The 16,234-nt window shown below is 73.7% G+C and carries 18 protein-coding genes; 10 read left to right on the top strand and 8 right to left on the bottom strand.

Going from position 1 to position 16,234, the window contains the following annotated elements:
* Window positions 1-164 precede the first annotated feature (164 nt).
* The gene (locus AC4OR8_RS01845) at window positions 165-383 is read left to right on the top strand and encodes a hypothetical protein (protein WP_492163868.1); all 219 of its coding nucleotides are present in this window, start codon (window positions 165-167) and stop codon (window positions 381-383) included.
* 31 nt (window positions 384-414) lie between these two features.
* Here AC4OR8_RS01845 and AC4OR8_RS01850 read toward each other — a convergent pair whose 3' ends face one another.
* Window positions 415-2,973, bottom strand: a complete 2,559-nt coding sequence (locus tag AC4OR8_RS01850; RefSeq protein WP_492163869.1) for a response regulator — start codon at window positions 2,971-2,973, stop codon at window positions 415-417.
* A gap of 176 nt (window positions 2,974-3,149) precedes the next feature.
* Between AC4OR8_RS01850 and AC4OR8_RS01855 the strand changes: the two genes are divergently transcribed.
* Together AC4OR8_RS01855 and AC4OR8_RS01860 are read left to right on the top strand one after the other, a co-directional pair.
* Entirely contained in the window at window positions 3,150-3,791 is a 642-nt protein-coding gene (locus tag AC4OR8_RS01855) for a ComF family protein (protein WP_492163870.1), read from the top strand.
* Window positions 3,792-3,800: 9 nt separating this feature from the next.
* Entirely contained in the window at window positions 3,801-4,436 is a 636-nt protein-coding gene (locus AC4OR8_RS01860) for a histidine phosphatase family protein (protein ID WP_492163871.1), read from the top strand.
* Between the two features lie 49 nt (window positions 4,437-4,485).
* Here AC4OR8_RS01860 and AC4OR8_RS01865 read toward each other — a convergent pair whose 3' ends face one another.
* The 3 genes from AC4OR8_RS01865 to AC4OR8_RS01875 form a co-directional block, all read right to left on the bottom strand.
* A complete protein-coding gene (locus tag AC4OR8_RS01865; protein ID WP_492163872.1) occupies window positions 4,486-4,764 on the bottom strand; it encodes an SDR family NAD(P)-dependent oxidoreductase in 279 nt (92 codons plus the stop codon).
* A complete protein-coding gene (locus tag AC4OR8_RS01870; RefSeq protein ID WP_492163873.1) occupies window positions 4,761-5,171 on the bottom strand; it encodes an SDR family NAD(P)-dependent oxidoreductase in 411 nt (136 codons plus the stop codon). Before AC4OR8_RS01870 ends, AC4OR8_RS01865 begins: the two co-directional genes overlap by 4 nt.
* Window positions 5,172-5,584: 413 nt before the next feature.
* Window positions 5,585-6,106 (bottom strand): MarR family winged helix-turn-helix transcriptional regulator, encoded by a 522-nt coding sequence (locus tag AC4OR8_RS01875; RefSeq protein WP_492163874.1) that lies wholly within the window; start codon window positions 6,104-6,106, stop codon window positions 5,585-5,587.
* A gap of 56 nt (window positions 6,107-6,162) precedes the next feature.
* Here AC4OR8_RS01875 and AC4OR8_RS01880 point away from each other — a divergent pair, with 56 nt between their 5' ends.
* Window positions 6,163-6,993 carry an SDR family NAD(P)-dependent oxidoreductase gene (locus AC4OR8_RS01880; RefSeq protein WP_492163875.1) on the top strand — a complete coding sequence of 277 codons (831 nt, stop codon included), beginning with the start codon at window positions 6,163-6,165 and terminating at the stop codon, window positions 6,991-6,993.
* Window positions 6,994-7,024: 31 nt separating this feature from the next.
* Here AC4OR8_RS01880 and AC4OR8_RS01885 read toward each other — a convergent pair whose 3' ends face one another.
* Window positions 7,025-7,744: an SDR family oxidoreductase gene (locus AC4OR8_RS01885; protein WP_492163876.1), complete on the bottom strand. Its 720-nt coding sequence runs from the start codon at window positions 7,742-7,744 to the stop codon at window positions 7,025-7,027.
* A gap of 84 nt (window positions 7,745-7,828) precedes the next feature.
* On the opposite strand from AC4OR8_RS01885, the gene AC4OR8_RS01890 reads away from it, so the two are divergent.
* The 5 genes from AC4OR8_RS01890 to AC4OR8_RS01910 all read left to right on the top strand — a co-directional run bounded on the left by AC4OR8_RS01890 (window position 7,829) and on the right by AC4OR8_RS01910 (window position 13,741).
* Window positions 7,829-8,428 (top strand): TetR/AcrR family transcriptional regulator, encoded by a 600-nt coding sequence (locus AC4OR8_RS01890; RefSeq protein WP_492163877.1) that lies wholly within the window; start codon window positions 7,829-7,831, stop codon window positions 8,426-8,428.
* 146 nt (window positions 8,429-8,574) lie between these two features.
* On the top strand, window positions 8,575-9,252 hold the full coding sequence (locus AC4OR8_RS01895; protein WP_492163878.1) for a SanA/YdcF family protein: 678 nt from the start codon (window positions 8,575-8,577) through the stop codon (window positions 9,250-9,252).
* 170 nt (window positions 9,253-9,422) lie between these two features.
* The gene (locus AC4OR8_RS01900) at window positions 9,423-10,427 is read left to right on the top strand and encodes an SDR family oxidoreductase (protein ID WP_492163879.1); all 1,005 of its coding nucleotides are present in this window, start codon (window positions 9,423-9,425) and stop codon (window positions 10,425-10,427) included.
* A gap of 73 nt (window positions 10,428-10,500) precedes the next feature.
* A complete protein-coding gene (locus AC4OR8_RS01905; RefSeq protein ID WP_492163880.1) occupies window positions 10,501-11,346 on the top strand; it encodes a helix-turn-helix transcriptional regulator in 846 nt (281 codons plus the stop codon).
* A gap of 193 nt (window positions 11,347-11,539) precedes the next feature.
* Window positions 11,540-13,741, top strand: a complete 2,202-nt coding sequence (locus AC4OR8_RS01910) for an MMPL family transporter (RefSeq protein WP_492163881.1) — start codon at window positions 11,540-11,542, stop codon at window positions 13,739-13,741.
* Window positions 13,742-13,823: 82 nt separating this feature from the next.
* On the opposite strand, the gene AC4OR8_RS01915 is transcribed toward AC4OR8_RS01910, so the two are convergent.
* Window positions 13,824-14,183 (bottom strand): nuclear transport factor 2 family protein, encoded by a 360-nt coding sequence (locus tag AC4OR8_RS01915; RefSeq protein WP_492163882.1) that lies wholly within the window; start codon window positions 14,181-14,183, stop codon window positions 13,824-13,826.
* Window positions 14,184-14,261: 78 nt separating this feature from the next.
* Between AC4OR8_RS01915 and AC4OR8_RS01920 the strand changes: the two genes are divergently transcribed.
* Window positions 14,262-15,077 (top strand): MerR family transcriptional regulator, encoded by an 816-nt coding sequence (locus AC4OR8_RS01920; RefSeq protein WP_492163883.1) that lies wholly within the window; start codon window positions 14,262-14,264, stop codon window positions 15,075-15,077.
* Between the two features lie 12 nt (window positions 15,078-15,089).
* On the opposite strand, the gene AC4OR8_RS01925 is transcribed toward AC4OR8_RS01920, so the two are convergent.
* A complete protein-coding gene (locus AC4OR8_RS01925; RefSeq protein ID WP_492163884.1) occupies window positions 15,090-15,809 on the bottom strand; it encodes a cation efflux transmembrane domain-containing protein in 720 nt (239 codons plus the stop codon).
* Window positions 15,806-16,213, bottom strand: coding sequence for an ArsR/SmtB family transcription factor (locus AC4OR8_RS01930; RefSeq protein ID WP_492163885.1), 408 nt, complete (start codon window positions 16,211-16,213; stop codon window positions 15,806-15,808). Before AC4OR8_RS01930 ends, AC4OR8_RS01925 begins: the two co-directional genes overlap by 4 nt.
* Window positions 16,214-16,234: the final 21 nt, after the last annotated feature.

The raw sequence follows: 16,234 nt of genomic DNA on the forward strand, positions 1-16,234 counted from the left end.
ACCACGGAGAGACAAGAACCTAACCGGGCCCGCCAACAGGGCGTCGTGGACGAGCACCTGGACCGACGTGGCCCCGCTGTCCCTTCCAGATGACCACTGACGATGGCCGAACGGACAGGTCGGTTCCGGGGACGCGAGCACCCGGGTCGCCCCACACTGGCGTCGTGCCCCACGTGCTCCTGCGACCGGACCTGACCAGCGTGCGCTGGCCGGAGGCCGTGCGGTGGGCGCAGGCCATGGGCTACCTCGTCCGCCGCTCGGCGGCCGACGCACCGCCACCGGAGCCCGAGCCCGGCGTGCTCGACCTGGTCGTCGGCGACGACGGCGTCGTGCTGCGGGCCGTCGTGCACCGGCGCGACCTCCCGCCCGCTGCCCGCGCGTAGGCGCGGCAGGCCCGGGCTGTCGTGGCGATGATCAGCGAGCCGCCGGCACCCAGCGGCTGAGCGCGGCGTCGACGGCCGCAGGCGAGATGGGCTTGCCGAGGAAGTCGTCCATGCCGGCGGCAAGGCAGCGCTCGCGCTCGGCCTCCATGACCCCGGCGGTCAGCGCGACGACCGGGGTGCGTCGCTGGTCGCCCTCGCGCAGGCGGAGCCGGCGGGTCGCCTCGTAGCCGTCGATGCCGGGCATCTGGCAGTCCATCAGGACGACGTCGTACGTCGTGCGCGCCAGCATCTGCAGGGCGGCGCCGCCGTCCTCGGCGATCTCGGTGGTGAAGCCGAGGTGCTCCACGATGCCGGCCGCCACGACCTGGTTGACCTCGCTGTCGTCGACGACCAGGACGTGGCCCCGGTGCCGGGCCGGCATCGCGTCGACGGGAGCCGGCTCCGGGGTCTGCTGGGCCTGCTGGGCGCCGAGGACCCGGAGCAGCGCAGCGCGCAGCCCCGGCAGCGACACCGGCTTGCTCAGGCGCACCTCGACGCCCGCGGCGGCCGCGGCGGCGGCGGAGACGTCGGGACCGGACGTGAGCAGCACGACGCCGGGGCGGGGCAGCCGGCGGGCGCCGATCCGGCCGGCCAGCGCCAGCCCGTCCATGCCGGGCATGCACAGGTCGAGCACGGCGAGGTCGAAGCCGTGGCCCCGCCGCGCGGCGGACTCGAGCGTCTCCAGCGCCTCGGCACCGCTCGCGACGGCCACGGGCGTCATGCCCCACGCCGCGGTCTGGTCGCCCAGGATCCCGCGGTTGGTCTCGTTGTCGTCGACGATCAGCACCCGGGCGCCGGCCAGCTCCTCGGCCGCCGGGGTGGGGACCGTGGCGGTGTCGAGGGCCTGCCGGAGCGGGACGGTGAGCCAGAAGGTGCTGCCCTCGCCGGGCACGCTGGCGACGCCGAGGTCGCCGTCCATCGCCTCGGCGAGACGGCGGGCGATCGCGAGCCCGAGGCCGGTGCCGCCGTAGACGCGGGTGGTCGAGGAGTCGGCCTGGGAGAACGGCTCGAAGAGCCGCTCCGCGTCGTCCTGGGCCAGACCGATGCCGGTGTCGCGCACCTCGAAGCGCACCGTGGCAGTGGGCACGGCGGCACCGGCGGCACCGACCGGCGCCGGCCGCTCCGCGAGGTGCACCGAGACGACGACCTCGCCGTGCTCGGTGAACTTCACCGCGTTGCCCACCAGGTTGAGCAGCACCTGCTGGAGCCGGACGGGGTCCCCCCGCAGGCCGAGCGGCACGTCGGGGGCGCAGTACGCGAGCAGCTCGATCCCCTTGCGCTGGGCGGCGTCGGCCACCAGCCCGACGGTCTGCTCGACCACCTGGGAGACGTCGTAGTCGATGTCCTCGAGCTCGACGTGGCCGGCCTCGACCTTCGAGAAGTCGAGGATGTCGTTGATCACCGCGAGGAGCTGCTCGCCGGCGCCCTTGACCCCCTCCGCGTAGGCGAGCTGGCGCTCGTCGAGCCGCGTGGTGAGCAGGAGCCCGGTGAGGCCGATGACGCCGTTCATCGGGGTGCGGATCTCGTGGCTCATGGTGGCCAGGAACGACGACTTCGCCCGTGACGCCTCCAGGGCGGCGTCGCGGGCCACGACCAGCTCGGCGCGAGCGTGCAGCTCGGACTCGAGCAACCGGGCGGTCCGCACGACCACGAGGCCGATCAGCAGCAGCAGCCCGACCAGCTGGGCCCAGACCAGGCCGTGGTCGTCGCGCCGCAGGCCCACCGTCATCACGGCTGCGGGGACGAGCAGCGGGAGCACGGCGATGGCGAGCCGACGCCGGAGCGTGGCACTCGTCGAAGGCGCGGCCGTCGCGGACGCGGGCCGGTGGGGGGTGCAGGCGGCCAGTGCGAGCAGGGCGCTGCCGGCGACCCATCCCAGGTCGAGCACCCGGCCGGCCGGGCCTGCGTCCCCGAGCGTGAGGTAGGCGAGGTCGGAGGCGAGCCAGCAGCCGGCGCCCGCCGCGAGCCACGCCGAGGTGGTCGACCGGGTGCGCCGGTCGGCGAGCAGCCGGGCGACCAGGGCGAGCAGGACCGCGTCGAGCACCGGGTAGGCCGCGAGCACGACACGCGCCGCCCCCGAGGTGGACTCGTCGGCCACGATCGCGGAGACGGAGATGCCCCAGAAGAGCAGGACGCTGACGACGACCACCGTCAGCGCGTCGACCACGGCCTCGGTGCCGGAGCCCCGCTGGCCGCGCACCAGCAGGACGAGCACGGCCGCGCCGACGCACAGGTAGGAGCCGAGGTAGGGGACGTCGGCCAGGGAGGCGTCGGGCTCCTGGCCCGCCCACTCGTAGCCCTGCCAGGCCAGGTCGCCGAGGGCGGAGAGGGTCACCCCGGCCGCGACCAGGACCGGTCCGCGCCGCCGCCCGGGGGCGGCCCGTCGTACGCCGACCCAGGCCAGCGCGCCGGCCACCCCGACGGCGGCGAGGTAGGCGAGGTCGGCGGGCACGCTCCCCCAGGGCTCGACCAGGTCGACGAGAGCGAGGAGGAGCACCAGCCCGAGAAGGGTGCGCACGACCGGGCTCGCCCACGCGTCGGTCCGCGACATGGTCACCGTCTCCCTCTCACCGGCCATGGTGCCCCACGGCGGCCGCCGTGTCTCGGGTACGACCTCCTCCGAGCCTCGCGCCCCGTGGTCGTCGTCGGGAGGACCGGACCGGACCGGACCCGCACCCGCGCATCGGCACGGCCACGGTGCCGGTGGGGGTGTGTACGGTCGCCGAGGTGACCAGGTCCGCACCGACACCGCCCCCGCTCGACGGGCGGTGCCCGGTCTGTCGCGAGCGCCTGGCCGACGGGGCGTGCCCCAACACCGTGTGCCGCCTGCCCGACCGGGCCTTCTCCCGGCTCTACACGGTCTCGGAGAACGCCGACGAGACGTGGGACCTGATCTACCGGTTCAAGTACGACGAGGAGAAGCAGCTCGCCGAGGACCTCGGCGGCATGCTCGCGGCCTACCTCGACGAGCACCGAGCCGAGCTGCGGCGCTTCGACGTGGTCACCAGCGCGGCCCTCTACATCGGGCCCGAGGCGGTGCGGCTGTGGGACTACCTCGCCCTGGTCCTGGGTGCCGCGGCCCGACGGACGGACGCGAGCTGGCCCTTCGAGACCGACGTGGTCACGAAGACGCGCCCCACGGGCCGCTTCCTCGGCATCGGGGTGGACGAGCGTCAGGCCATCGCCGAGGGAGAGCTGCGGGCCGCGCTCCGCGTCCCGGACCCGAGCAGGGTGCAGGGTCGGCGGATCCTGGTCGTGGACGACGCCTTCTCCGAGGGGTTCACCATGCGTGAGATGGCGCGGACGCTCCTGGCCGCAGGAGCCGTGGAGGTCGCCGGGCTGGTGCTCGCCCGGCGCAAGGGAACCTAGGAGGACCGCGTGGTCACCACCGACCTGTACCTCATCCGGCACGGTGAGGCCGTCTCGAACGTCGAGCCGGTGATCGCCGGGATCCGCAGCGACCAGGGGTTGACCGAGCTCGGCCGGCAGCAGGCGGCGCTCCTCGAGCAGCGGCTGCGCGGCAACCGTCTCGGCGCCGACGTGCTCTACGTGAGCACGTTGCCCCGGGCTCTCGAGACCGGCGCCTACGTCGCCCGGGCGCTCGAGCTCCCGGTGCGGGAGAGCGACGACCTGCACGAGCTCCGTCCCGGGGACGCCGACGGCCTGACCGTCGCGGAGTGGCGCGCCCGGGCCGACCGCGAGGTGCCGCCTCGCGACCCGTACGTGCCCTTCTCCCCCGGCGGGGAGAGCTGGGCCGCTTTCCTGTGCCGCGCCGAGGCCGCCCTGCACCACCTCGTCACCCGCCACGAGGGCCAGACGGTCGTCGCCGTGTGTCACGGCGGGATCCTGGAGGCGTCGTTCCACCTCGCCCTCGGACGGGGCCCCTCCGCGCCGCGCATGGGCACCGACCCGCGCAACACCAGCCTCACCCACTGGCGGCACCGGCCCGGGCAGCAGGAGACCCCCGCGTGGACGCTGGTGTCGTTCAACGACGCCGGCCACCTCGCGGACTGATCGCGCCACCGAGCACCTCGCGGTGGTGTCCCCCGCTCGTGGTCGCGCTCTACCAGCGCAGCTCGCCGTCGTCGTCCTGCAGCGTCCCCGTCGGACCGTCGGGCCCGAGGGTCGCGAGGCGGACCACCGTGCGGGCGCTCTCCTCGACGGGGCGACCGATGCCGAACGCCGCGGTCATGTCGGTGGCGGTGGCGCCCGGCTCGACGGCGTTGAACTTGATGCTCGGCTGCAGCTTGGCGTACTGGACGGTCAGCATGGTGGCCGCCGACTTGGACGCGGCGTAGAGCGCCAGCGGCATCTGGGACTCGGGGCGCTGGGGGTTCGTCACGGCCCAGAACGACCCCATGCTGCTGCTGACGGTGACCACCGTGGGGTTGGCGGAGCGCACAGCAGCAGCGGGAGCGCCGCCTCGGTCACCCGCACCAGCCCGACGGCGTTGGTGTCGAAGGACCGCAGGGCGGCGGCGCCGTCGAGGCCGGTCTCCAGGACACCCGCGTTGTGCACGAGGACGTCGAGCCGCCCCTCGGCCTCGTCGATCCGCGCCAGGGCGCCGCGCACCGAGTCCTCGTCGGTGACGTCGAGCTGCGTGAACCGGGCGCCGATGGCCGCGGCGGCCTTCTCGCCCCGCTCGCTGTCGCGCGCGCCGACGTACACGTCGTGACCCAGCGCGGCGAGCTGCTTGGCTGTCTCGAACCCGATGCCCTTGTTGGCTCCGGTGACCAGGGTGACCGTCATCGATGTGCTCCTAGGTTGATGGCCCCTCGGGGGGCGTTCACGACGCTAGGTGCGGTGGCGGCGTCCACCCAGAGCCCTGCGCAGCCCGGGGTGGGACGGGACCCCCTCAGCGGGGGCCCCGGCGCGACGGGAGCTTCCCGCAGGTCGATCGGGGCGACACGACCGTCCACGAGCTGCGCCAGGAGCAGCCGCCCACCTCGAAGCCGGTCGAGGAGCTCACCCACGTCCAGTCCACGAGCGCCACCCCATCCGCGTCCCGTGCGACGGAATGCCTGCCCTGTTCCGGCTGGCCAGGCCGGCCGGCGCCCCCGACCGGAAGTCGCTGGTGGTCTCGAGCGACCCCGACGCCGTCGAGATCCCGGTGGGCCGAGGCACCGGTCCCGCCGGCCCGGTGGGACGGCGGACCGGTGGGGTCAGGGCCGGGCCCGTTCCTCCCGGCTCGGCTCCCAGCCGCGCTCGGTCCGGACGGCCTCGGCGATCCGCCTGCTGATGGCGCGCAGCTGGCGGGCCTGCGCCTCGGTGAGCGGGTCGAGAACCAGGTGGCGGACGGTGCGCACGTGGCCCGGCGTCGTCTGCTCGAGGTGGTCTCGGCCGGCGTCGGTGAGGACGGCCAGGGTGAAGCGGCCGTCCGTCGGGTCGGGTGTCCTCCGCAGCCAGCCGCGCGCCTCGAGCCGTGTGGCCGCCCGGGACAGCCGGGTCAGCGTGCTGTTCGCGAAGTCGGCGAGCACGCTCATGCGCAAGGTCCCCTCAGGGGCGTCGCCGAGCGCGAACAGGACCCCGTACTCGAAGTGGCTGAGCCCGCCGTCGCGCTGCAGCTGGGCGTCGAGCGCGCCGGGCAGCCACTCCAGGACGGTGGCGACCGCCGACCAGGTCGCGAGCTCGTCGTCGGTGAACGCGTCGGCGTCCTGGGCGGGCTCGGTGTGGTCGGGCGGCACGGCGCGAACCTACCCGCCGTGACTTGCCCAGGAAAGTCGACGGCCAGTACGTTCACTTGACTGAGCAAGTCAACGTCGACACGAGGGACACCACCATGGACATGCAGGTCGCAGGCAAGCGCGCGTTCGTCAGCGGCTCGACCCAGGGGATCGGGTTCGCCATCGCCGCGGCCCTGCTCGCCGAGGGCGCGGAGGTCGTCGTCAACGGGCGGCACCCCGACCGGGTCGACGCCGCCGTCGGACGACTTCGTGAGCAGACGCCGGGTGCGGCGGTGTCGGGGATCGCGGCCGACTTCTCCGACGCCGAGCAGGTCGCCGGGCTGACGGCCGCCCTGGGGGAGGTCGACGTCCTGGTGAACAACGTCGGGGTGTTCGAGGTGCGGCCGTTCGCCGAGGTGCCCGACGAGGACTGGGCGCGGTACCTCGAGGTGAACCTGATGAGCGGCGTGCGGATGTCGCGGCACGTCCTGCCCGGGATGCTCGAGCGGGGCTGGGGCCGCATCCTGTTCGTCGCGAGCGAGTCCGGCGTCGACGTCCCCGCCGACATGACGCACTACGGCGTCACCAAGGCGGGCATGCTCGCCCTGGGCAACGGCCTCGCCAAGCTGACCCGGGGCACCGAGGTCACGGTCAACACCATCCTCGGTGGCCCGACGTACTCCGAGGGCGTCGCCGACGTCGTCGAGCAGGTCGCCACCGCCCAGGGCGTGCTGCCCGAGGAGCTGCGCTCGGCACTGGCGGCGGGCAACCGCACCTCGCTGCTGCAGCGCTTCATCGAGCCGAGCGAGATCGCCCACCTGGCCGTCTACCTCGCCAGCCCGTTGTCGTCCGCGACCAACGGGGCCGCCGTGCGCGCCGACGGCGGGACCCTCACGACCATCGTCTGACCCCCGGAGTGCCGGTCGGCCGGACTGCCGCTCAGCCCGCGCCGAGGGCGGCGAAGATCTGCCCGTACCGCTCCTCCGGGCCGAGCGCGAGCCCGGACTTCACGAACCTCGCCCAGTCGTCGGCCAGCACCTCCTGCGCGCCCGACTCGATCGCGTCGAGACCCGCCGCCGCCAGGTCGGCGGGGGCGATCTTCGGCGCCTGCACGCCCTTGGCCATGTCGGTGTCGACCAGACCCATGTGCACGCCGACCACGTGGGTGCCCTGCGAGGCGAGCTCGAGGCGGGTGCTGTCCGTCAGCATCCAGGCCGCGGCCTTCGACGCGGCGTAGGCACCGGCGCCCGGGGCGGTGAACCAGGACAGCGCGGAGACGACGTTGAGGACGGCACCTCCACCGTTGGCCGCGAGGACAGGGGCGAAGGCGCGGGTCATCTGCAGCGGGCCGTAGAAGTTGGTGTCCATCTCCCGCCTGATGCTCGCCTCCTCGCCGGTCACCAGCGCCGTGCCCGTCGAGATCCCGGCGTTGTTGACCAGGACCGAGACGTCGCCGGCCGCGCGTGCCGCGGCCTCGACCTGGCCGGCGTCCGTGATGTCGAGCTCGATCGGCTCGACGCCGTCGGCCTCGATGGTGCTCACGTCGCGGGCGGCGGCGTAGACCTTGGCGGCCCCGCGCTCCTTGGCGAGCCTCACGAACTCCGCGCCGATGCCCCGGTTCGCGCCGGTGACGAGCACGACCGCACCCTTCAGCTCCATGACAACCCCATTCTGTAGTGACCGCTATTGATTACAGCCCGAACGTACCACGTTCCATAGTGATCGCTACGTTATGATGGTGGCATGGCCGGCCGACCACGCAGCTTCGATCGCGACGCCGCTCTCGCAGCGGCCGTCGAGCAGTTCTGGCGCGAGGGGTACGAGGGGACGTCGGTCGCGTCGCTGACCGCTGCCATGGGCGTGTCGCCACCGAGCCTCTACGCGGCGTTCGGCGACAAGCACCGCCTCTTCGAGGAGGCCTCCGCCACCTACTTCCGACGCACCTGCGAGGGCCTCGACGAGGCGGCCCGGCTGCCGACGGCGTACGACGCCGTCTCGCGGATGTTCCACGACACCGCTCGCGCCCACACCGACGCGGCCACGCCTCCCGGCTGTCTCATGCTGACCGAGCCACGGCTCACCGCTCAACGAGACGAGCTCCACCGCCGGCTCCAGGACCGGCTCGAGCGCGGGGTGCAGGACGGCGACCTCGCACCCGGCACCCGTACCGACCACCTGGCCTCGTTCCTGGTGTCGGTGCTGCGCGGCATGTCCGGCTGCGCCCGCGACGGCGGCACCACCGAGGACCTGCTGGCGATCGCCGACACCGCGATGGCGGCGTTCCCTCCCCCGCCCGGAGGCACCGCGCCGGGCGCGGTCGCGCCCGCCGACGGCGACGCCTGACGCCCGGACGAGCCGGCGACGAGCGGGGCGCAGCACGCCCGCGCCGATGGGGGGAGCGACGGACCCTGAACACGGATGCCGATCTCCCCCACGATGGGGTCCGTGACAGTCACCGGCAACCACCGCGCCCGCCCTGAGAGTGCCGCATGAGCAGGTGGCTGCGCCGACTCCTCCGCCTGGCCGTCGTGGGGGCGGTCGTCCTCATCATGGTCGTCGTCGCCGCCAACGTCGTCGTGGTGGCTCGGACCCAGGACGACGTGACCACCCGGCTCGACGACCTGGATCCTGCCCAGGTGGTCATCGTGCCGGGGTCGCACGTGCGCGACGACGGGTCCCTCGGCCCCGTCGTGGCCGAACGCGTCGAGGCGGCAGTGACCCTGTACCGGGCCGGCACGGTCACCAAGGTGCTCGTGTCGGGCGACCACGGCTCGCACGGCTACAACGAGACCGACGCGATGCGCGACGCCGTGCTCGCAGCCGGTGTCCCCGCCGTCGACGTGTTCACCGACCACGCGGGGTTCAGCACGTGGCACACCATGAGTCGCGCCCGCGAGGTCTTCGACGTCACGACCGCTGTCGTCGTCACCCAGAGCGCCTACGCCGCACGTTCGGTCGACCTCGGCGACGCAGCGGGCATCGCGACGCAGGGCTACGTGGTCCGCGACGGCGGCCGACGCGGGCGCGAGGTGCTCGCGCGTGTCAGAGGGCTCGGCGAGGCCACCTTGCGTCCGAGCGTCGTCGGCGGCCCGATGGTCCCGATCACCGGTGACGGCCGGGCTTCGTGGGACCTCGACACAGACCTACCGCGGCCGCTCGAGCGGTGACTGGTCCTCGGGGTCGGGGTCGCCGACGCCGTCGCGCGAAGGGGGGATCGGCAGGCCCTGAATGCGGCTGCGGATCTGCGCGACCGTTGGACCACGCAGCACCGGGGCCGACCCGGCCCAGCTGCCGGAGATCGCACCGCACACCCACCGTGACCAACAGGAGTGACACCATGCCTCGTACCACTGTCGACATCACCGTCCCGAACCTCTCCGGCAAGCGCGCCGTGCTGACCGGAGGCAGCGACGGCATCGGCCTGGGGATCGCCAAGCGCCTCGCGGCGGCCGGCGCCGAGCTGGTCCTGCCGGTGCGCAACCAGGGCAAGGGCCAGGCCGCAGCCGCCGAGATCCGAGCCGCCGCCCCCGGCGCCACGGTCGTCCTGCAGGCCCTCGACCTGTCCTCGCTGGAGTCCGTGGCCGCCCTCGGTGAGACCCTGCGCACCGAGGGCGCACCGGTCCACCTCCTCGTCAACAACGCCGGCGTGATGACCCCGCCGGCGCGCCAGACCACCGCCGACGGCCACGAGCTGCAGCTGGGGACCAACCACCTCGGTCACGTCGCCCTGGTGGCCCACCTGCTGCCGTTGCTGCAGGCCGGCAGGGCGCGGGTGACCTCCCAGCTCAGCGTCGCCGCGGCGGGCGGGACGATCAACTGGGACGACCTGAACTGGGAGCGCTCCTACGACGGGATGAAGGCGTACCGGCAGTCGAAGATCGCGTTCGGGCTGTTCGGCCTCGAGCTCGACCGCCGCAGCAGGGCCCTCGGCTGGGGCATCACCAGCAACCTCTCCCACCCCGGGATCGCGCCCACCAGCCTGCTGTCCGCCCGGCCCGAGCTCGGCCGCGAGCGCGACACCGGCGGCGTGCGCCTGATCCGTGCGCTGTCCAAGCGCGGCATCCTCGCGGGCACCGTGCAGAGCGCCGGGCTCCCCGCGCTGCTCGCCGCCACCTCGCCCGACGCCGAGGGCGGGCTGCTCTACGGCCCCAGCGGGTTCCAGCACATGAGCGGAGCACCGGCGGAGCAGAAGATGTACGAGCCGCTGCGCGACGAGACGGAGGCCAAGCGCCTCTGGCTGGCCTCTGAGAAGCTCACCGGCGTCACCTTCCCGACCGACCAGGACCCCGGCCAGCCCACCGACCGGCCCGTCACCCGCCTGCCGCAGCACCCCGCTGCCTGAGACAGCCCACGCCGTGCAGGCTGGGCGCCGACCCGCGAGCAGCCTGGACGTACGCCGGAGAAAGAGGCAGACCGTGATCGACCGGACCCAGATGGCGCAGTTCCTGCGTCGTCGCCGCGAGGCGCTGCAGCCCGAGGACGTCGGCATGCCGCGCGGACGGCGGCGCAGGACGAGCGGCCTGCGCCGTGAGGAGGTCGCCGTCCTGTGCCACATGTCGACCGACTACTACTCGCGTCTCGAGCAGGAGCGCGGGCCTCAGCCCTCGGAGCAGATGATCGCCTCGATCGCGCAGGGGCTGCACCTGACGGTCCCCGAACGCGACCACCTCTTCCGCCTCGCCGGGCACCAGCCGCCGGCCCGCGGTCCGAGCAGCGAGCACGTCAGCCCCGGGATGCTGCGGATCTTCGACCGCCTCACCGACACCCCGGCCGAGATCGTCACCGAGCTCGGCGCGACGCTGCGGCAGACCCCGCCCAGGGTCGCGCTCGTCGGTGACTGGACGCTCTACACCGGTCCCGCCCGCAGCAACGGCTACCGCTGGTTCACCGACCCCGCCAGCCGGGACATCTACATTCCCGAGGACCACGAGTTCCTCTCCCGCATGTACGCCGCCGGGTTGCGCGGCATCGCCGCTGTGCGCGGACCCGGCTCGCAGGCGGCCGAGCTGGCCGAGCTGCTGCTCGCGCAGAGCGAGGAGTTCCGCACCCTGTGGGCCGACCACGAGATCGGCCTCGAGCCCGACGAGGTCAAGCGCTTCCAGCACCCCGAGGTCGGCCGGCTCGACCTGAACTGTCAGGTCCTGCTCGACCCCCACCAGTCGCACCGGCTCCTGGTGTACACCGCCGACCCCGGCACCGAGAGCCACGACAAGCTCCAGATGCTCACCGTCATCGGCACCCAGAGCATGTCGGCTCCCTGACCGCGACCTGACCTGACCTGACCCCCCGCCCGGCCTGGCGCGGCCCTGCCCGCGCCCGGCTGCGCCCCGACGCGCCCTGCCGACCGCCCGGACCCGACCGGGCGCTGCGTCGTGGGCCGCCTCCCCCTGCCCACCTGACACCCCCTGTCAGCTCCGCCGACAGGCACCCAGCGCCGACACTGAAGGAACGATCATGACTCGTCTGCTCTACCGACTCGGTCGACGAACGGCCGGCCATCCCTGGCGGACCCTGGCGGCGTGGCTCGGCCTCGCGGTCGCCGCCTTCGTCGCGGCGGGGGCGTTCGGAGGCACCCCGCAGGACGACTTCAACATCGACCGGGCCCCGGCTCAGGCCGGCGTGGAACAGCTGCGCGAGCACTTCCCCGGGTCAGCGGTCGCCGGCAGCTCTGCCCAGGTCGTCGTCCACGACCCTGCCGGCGACGCCGTCGACGACGCCGATGTCGCCGCTCTCACGTCCCGCCTCTCCGACCTCGACCACGCGACCTCGGTGAGCCCACCGCGGTGGTCCACCGACCGTGACACCGCCGTCCTGACCGTGGTGTTCGACGTCCCCGTCACGCATCCCGACCTGACCGGCGGCGCCGGTGTCGAGGCCATGGAGGCCGCGGTGGCAGAGGTGGCCGGCGACGAGCTCCAGGTCGAGCTCGGCGGCGAGCTGCCGAACTCAGGACCGGGCGAGATCGAGGGCACCGGAGAGATCGTCGGGGTGGTCGTGGCGCTCGTCCTGATGACGCTGGTCCTCGGCACCGTCGTGGCCGCCGGCCTGCCGCTCCTGGTCGCGCTGGTGGGGCTGGGGGTGTCGGTGGCGGGGGTGACCTTGCTGGCGGCCGTGACGAGTGTCAGCACCTCCGCGCCCACCGTGGCACTCATGGTCGGGCTCGGCGTCGGAATCGACTACGCACTGCTGCTTCTCACGCGCTTCGTGGAGTACCTGCGCGAGGGAGTGTCGGTCCCCGAGGCAGCCGGACGGGCCACCGCGACGGCGGGCCGCTCGGTCGTCTTCGCCGCAGCGATCGTGCTCGTCGCACTCATGGGTCTGCCGCTGGCCGGGCTGCCGATCTACTCCTCGTTCGGATTCGCCACCGGCATCGCGGTCATCGCGGTCGCCGCCACCGCGCTGACCCTCTTGCCCGCACTGTGCGGGCTCCTCGGCCGACGCCTCCTCCCCAGGCGCGAGCGCCAGGGCCTGCCCCCGCGCCGTCCGCGTCCCCAGCGCGAACCGTTCTCCGCCCGGTGGGCTGTGGCGGTCGGACGTCGACCGATGGTCTGGACGCTCGCCGCCACGTTGCTCCTGATCGCCTTCGCCGCACCGACCCTCGCGATGCGGACCTGGCCACGCGATGTCGCCAACAATCCCGCCGAGTCCACCACCCGCCAGGCCTACGACATCATGGCCGCCGAGTTCGGCCCCGGCGCGAACGGTCCGCTGACCGTCGTGGTGGATCGTGAAGCAGTCGGTGACTCCGGCGTCGCCGCCACCGCGGCGCAGCTCACCGAGACCGACGGGATCGCCGCCGTGGGCGAGCCGCTGGTCTCCCCCGACGGCCAGGTGGCCGTCATCCAGGCGGAGCCGGCCTTCGGCCCCTCCGACGAGCGCACCCCCGACCTGGTCGAGCGGCTGCGCGGCGACCTGGAGGCAGCCGAGGTGACCGGCAGCACCGCCATGTTCTCCGACATCTCCGTCCTGCTCGCCGACCGGATCTGGCTGGTGGTCGGGTTCGTCATCCTGCTCTCGGTCGTCCTGCTCGCCGCCATGTTCCGGTCGGTCGTGGTGCCGGTGAAGGCAGCGCTGCTCAACCTGCTGTCCATCGGGGCCGCCTACGGGGTCGTCACCGCGGTCTTCCAGTGGGGCTGGGGCGCCGACCTGCTCGGGTTCGACGAGTCCGTACCTGTGTCCAGCTTCCTGCCGATCTTGATGTTCGCCGTCCTCTTCGGCCTCTCGATGGACTACGAGGTGTTCATCCTGTCCCGCATCCGCGAGGACTGGCTGAAGACCGGTGATGCCCGAGGCAGCGTCGTACGCGGGCTCGCCGGCACCGGACGCGTCATCTCGACCGCCGCGGCCGTCATGGTCGCCGTCTTCCTGGGCTTCGCGACCGAGTCCGACCTCGTCATCCAGCAGCTCGGTGTCGGCATGGCGGTGGCCATCCTGCTCGACGCCACCGTCGTCCGGATGGTGCTCGTGCCTGCCACCATGACCATGCTCGGTCACCGCAACTGGTGGCTCCCGGGCTGGCTCGACCGCCTCCTGCCCTCCATCGAGGCGGAAACGGTCGACCAGCCCTGGCACGTCGTCCCCGGCGAACCGGAGGCACCGCACCTGAGCTACGCCGCGTCCCGCGGAGCCGATGTCCCGGGCCCCACCGGCCGCTAGCCGCCACGCCGTCGACGGGACGGGTCGCCGCAGTGCGCGACCCGTCCCGTCGAGCCGGTCCGGCTCCGTGCCGAGGCGGTGCTCAGCGGATGGTCAGCTCGCTGATCAGGTCGCCGGTCAGGGTGAACCGGTAGACGAGGTCGGCGACGTTGCCGGGGAAGTCGCCCTCGATGCGGTTGACGACACCCCAGTGGACGTCGTCCTCGCGGCGGGCGGAGACGAGCTCGGTGGTGTAGGTGAACTGGCTCCCGGCGTGGCGGAGGAAGTCGAGCACCCGCTCCGTGCCGCGGAAGGTCTCGTCCTGGTCGACGACGACCGCGTCGTGGGCGAAGGTGCGCAGCGCGGCGTCGGCCTCGCCTGCTGCGTGGGCCGCGAGGAACGCGCGGATCGTGGCCGGGAGCTCTGCGGAGGGGACGGTCTGGGCGGTGGTGTGCGTGGTCATGCGACGACGGTGCTGCCTCCACCGGGCTGAGGGTCGAGCACTGGACCCTCCCCCGGGGAGAGCGTGCAGACTGCGCGGGTGCACGAGCGCCTCGGCATCGGAGAGTTCGCCCGACTGACCCACCTGAGCGTGCGGACGTTGCGCCGCTACCACGAGGGCGGGCTGCTCGTGCCTGCTCGCGTCGACGAGCTGACCGGGTACCGCTACTACACCGCGGACCAGATCCCCACGGCACAGGTCATCCACCGGCTGCGGGACCTCGACGTCCCGCTCGCCACCGTCCGGCGCGTCCTCGACGCGGCAGACCCCGGGGCCCGCTCCGACCTCGTCGCCGAGCACCTCCACCACCTGGAGTCCGAGCTCGACCGGACCCGGGCCGCCGTGCGGTCGCTGCGTCGCCTGCTCGCGCCCGACCCCCCGCCGGTGCACGTCGAGGTCAGACCCGTTCCCCCGACCACCGTCGCCGCCGTCGAGGGCGACGTCGAGCTCGACGACGTCCTGGGCTGGTACGCCGGCGCGATGGCCGAGCTCGACGCGACCGTGCAGGAGCCGGCCGGGACGCCGGGTGGCGTGTACGACAACGCCCTCTTCGAGGTCGGGCGCGGACACGTGCTGGTGCACCGCCCGTCACCGGACCCACCCACCACGGGACGGGTGCACCCGGTGCTGCTGCCGCCCGTCGAGCTCGCGGTCGCGACCCACGTCGGCGACCACGACGACATCGACGTGACCTACGGCGAGGTCGGCGCCTGGGTCGTCGCCAACGCGCTCAGCGTGGCCGGCCCGGTGCGGGAGACCTACCTCGTGGGACCTCGCGACACCGCCGACCGGTCGCAGTGGCGCACCGAGATCGGCTGGCCCGTGTTCTCGGTGGCCGCCCCGGGCCCGGGCTGACCGGTCCGGAGGTCAGCGCCCGGGGCCGGGCGCGTCGCAGCACCCGCACCCCGGTGCGTCGTCGTCCACGAGATGGGGTGAGGAACCGGAGGCGGGTCCGCACCCGCAGGCCTCGCCGCGCCAGGCCTCGAGTCCCTCGCGCACGGCGACGGCGGCGATCACCAGGCCGGCCACGGCGTCGGCCCACCACCAGCCGAGCGCGGCGTTGAGCAGCAGCCCGAGCAGGAGCACCGCGGAGAGGTAGCTGCACAGCAGCGTCTGGGTGGAGTCGGCGACCACGGCACCGGAGCCCAGCGCACGCCCGGTCCGCCGTTGCGCCCACGACAGCCACGGCATCACGGCCAGCGAGAGGCAGGCCAGCACCATGCCGACGACCGAGGCGTCCGGGCGCGCGCCCGTCACCAGGGCACGCACCGACTCGGCGCCGACGTACGCCGCCAGGGCGAGGAACGACACCGCCATCAGCCGCAGCGCCGTGCGCTCGCGCGCCTCGGGCAGCGGACGGCGGAACTGCCACAGGACGACCAGGCCGGAGGACACCTCGACCACCGAGTCGAGGCCGAAGCCGACCAGCGCGACCGACCCGGCCACGAGGCCGGCCGCGACCGCGACGACCGCCTCGACGCCGTTGTAGGCCACCGACGCCCCCGCGAGCAACCGGGCACGGCGCCCCAGGCGGGCCCGGTCACCGGCGTCCACGGCCGTGCCGTGGTGGTGGACCGCCGCGCTCACCGGGCACCCCCGGCGGACGTGGCGTCGCCGACGGCGTCCGCCCCGTGGGTGGCGCACAGCGTCACGGCCTCGCCGGTGAGCGCCAGGAGCCGCTCCGCGGCGGCCCACAGCTCATCGAGCTCCGGGCCGTGCGCGAGGGAGTACACCGAGGCGCGACCCTCGGGGCGCACGGTGACCAGGCCGCAGTCGCGCAGGCAGGTGAGGTGCTTCGAGACCGTCGACTGGGCCAGGCCCAGGTGGGCGGTCAGGTCGACGACGCGGTGCTCGCCCAGCGCGAGGTGCTGGAGGATCGCGAGGCGGGAGGGGTCGCTGAACCCGTGGAAGAGGCAGGCCGCTGCGACGAGACCGCGCGGCGAGGCCGACCTGCGGGTCGCGGCATCGCCGTCGGGCACCATCATCGTCATGCGGCGATGCTGCTTCCCCGC

The sequence above is a fragment of the Nocardioides sp. FY1077 genome (genome assembly GCF_058681775.1).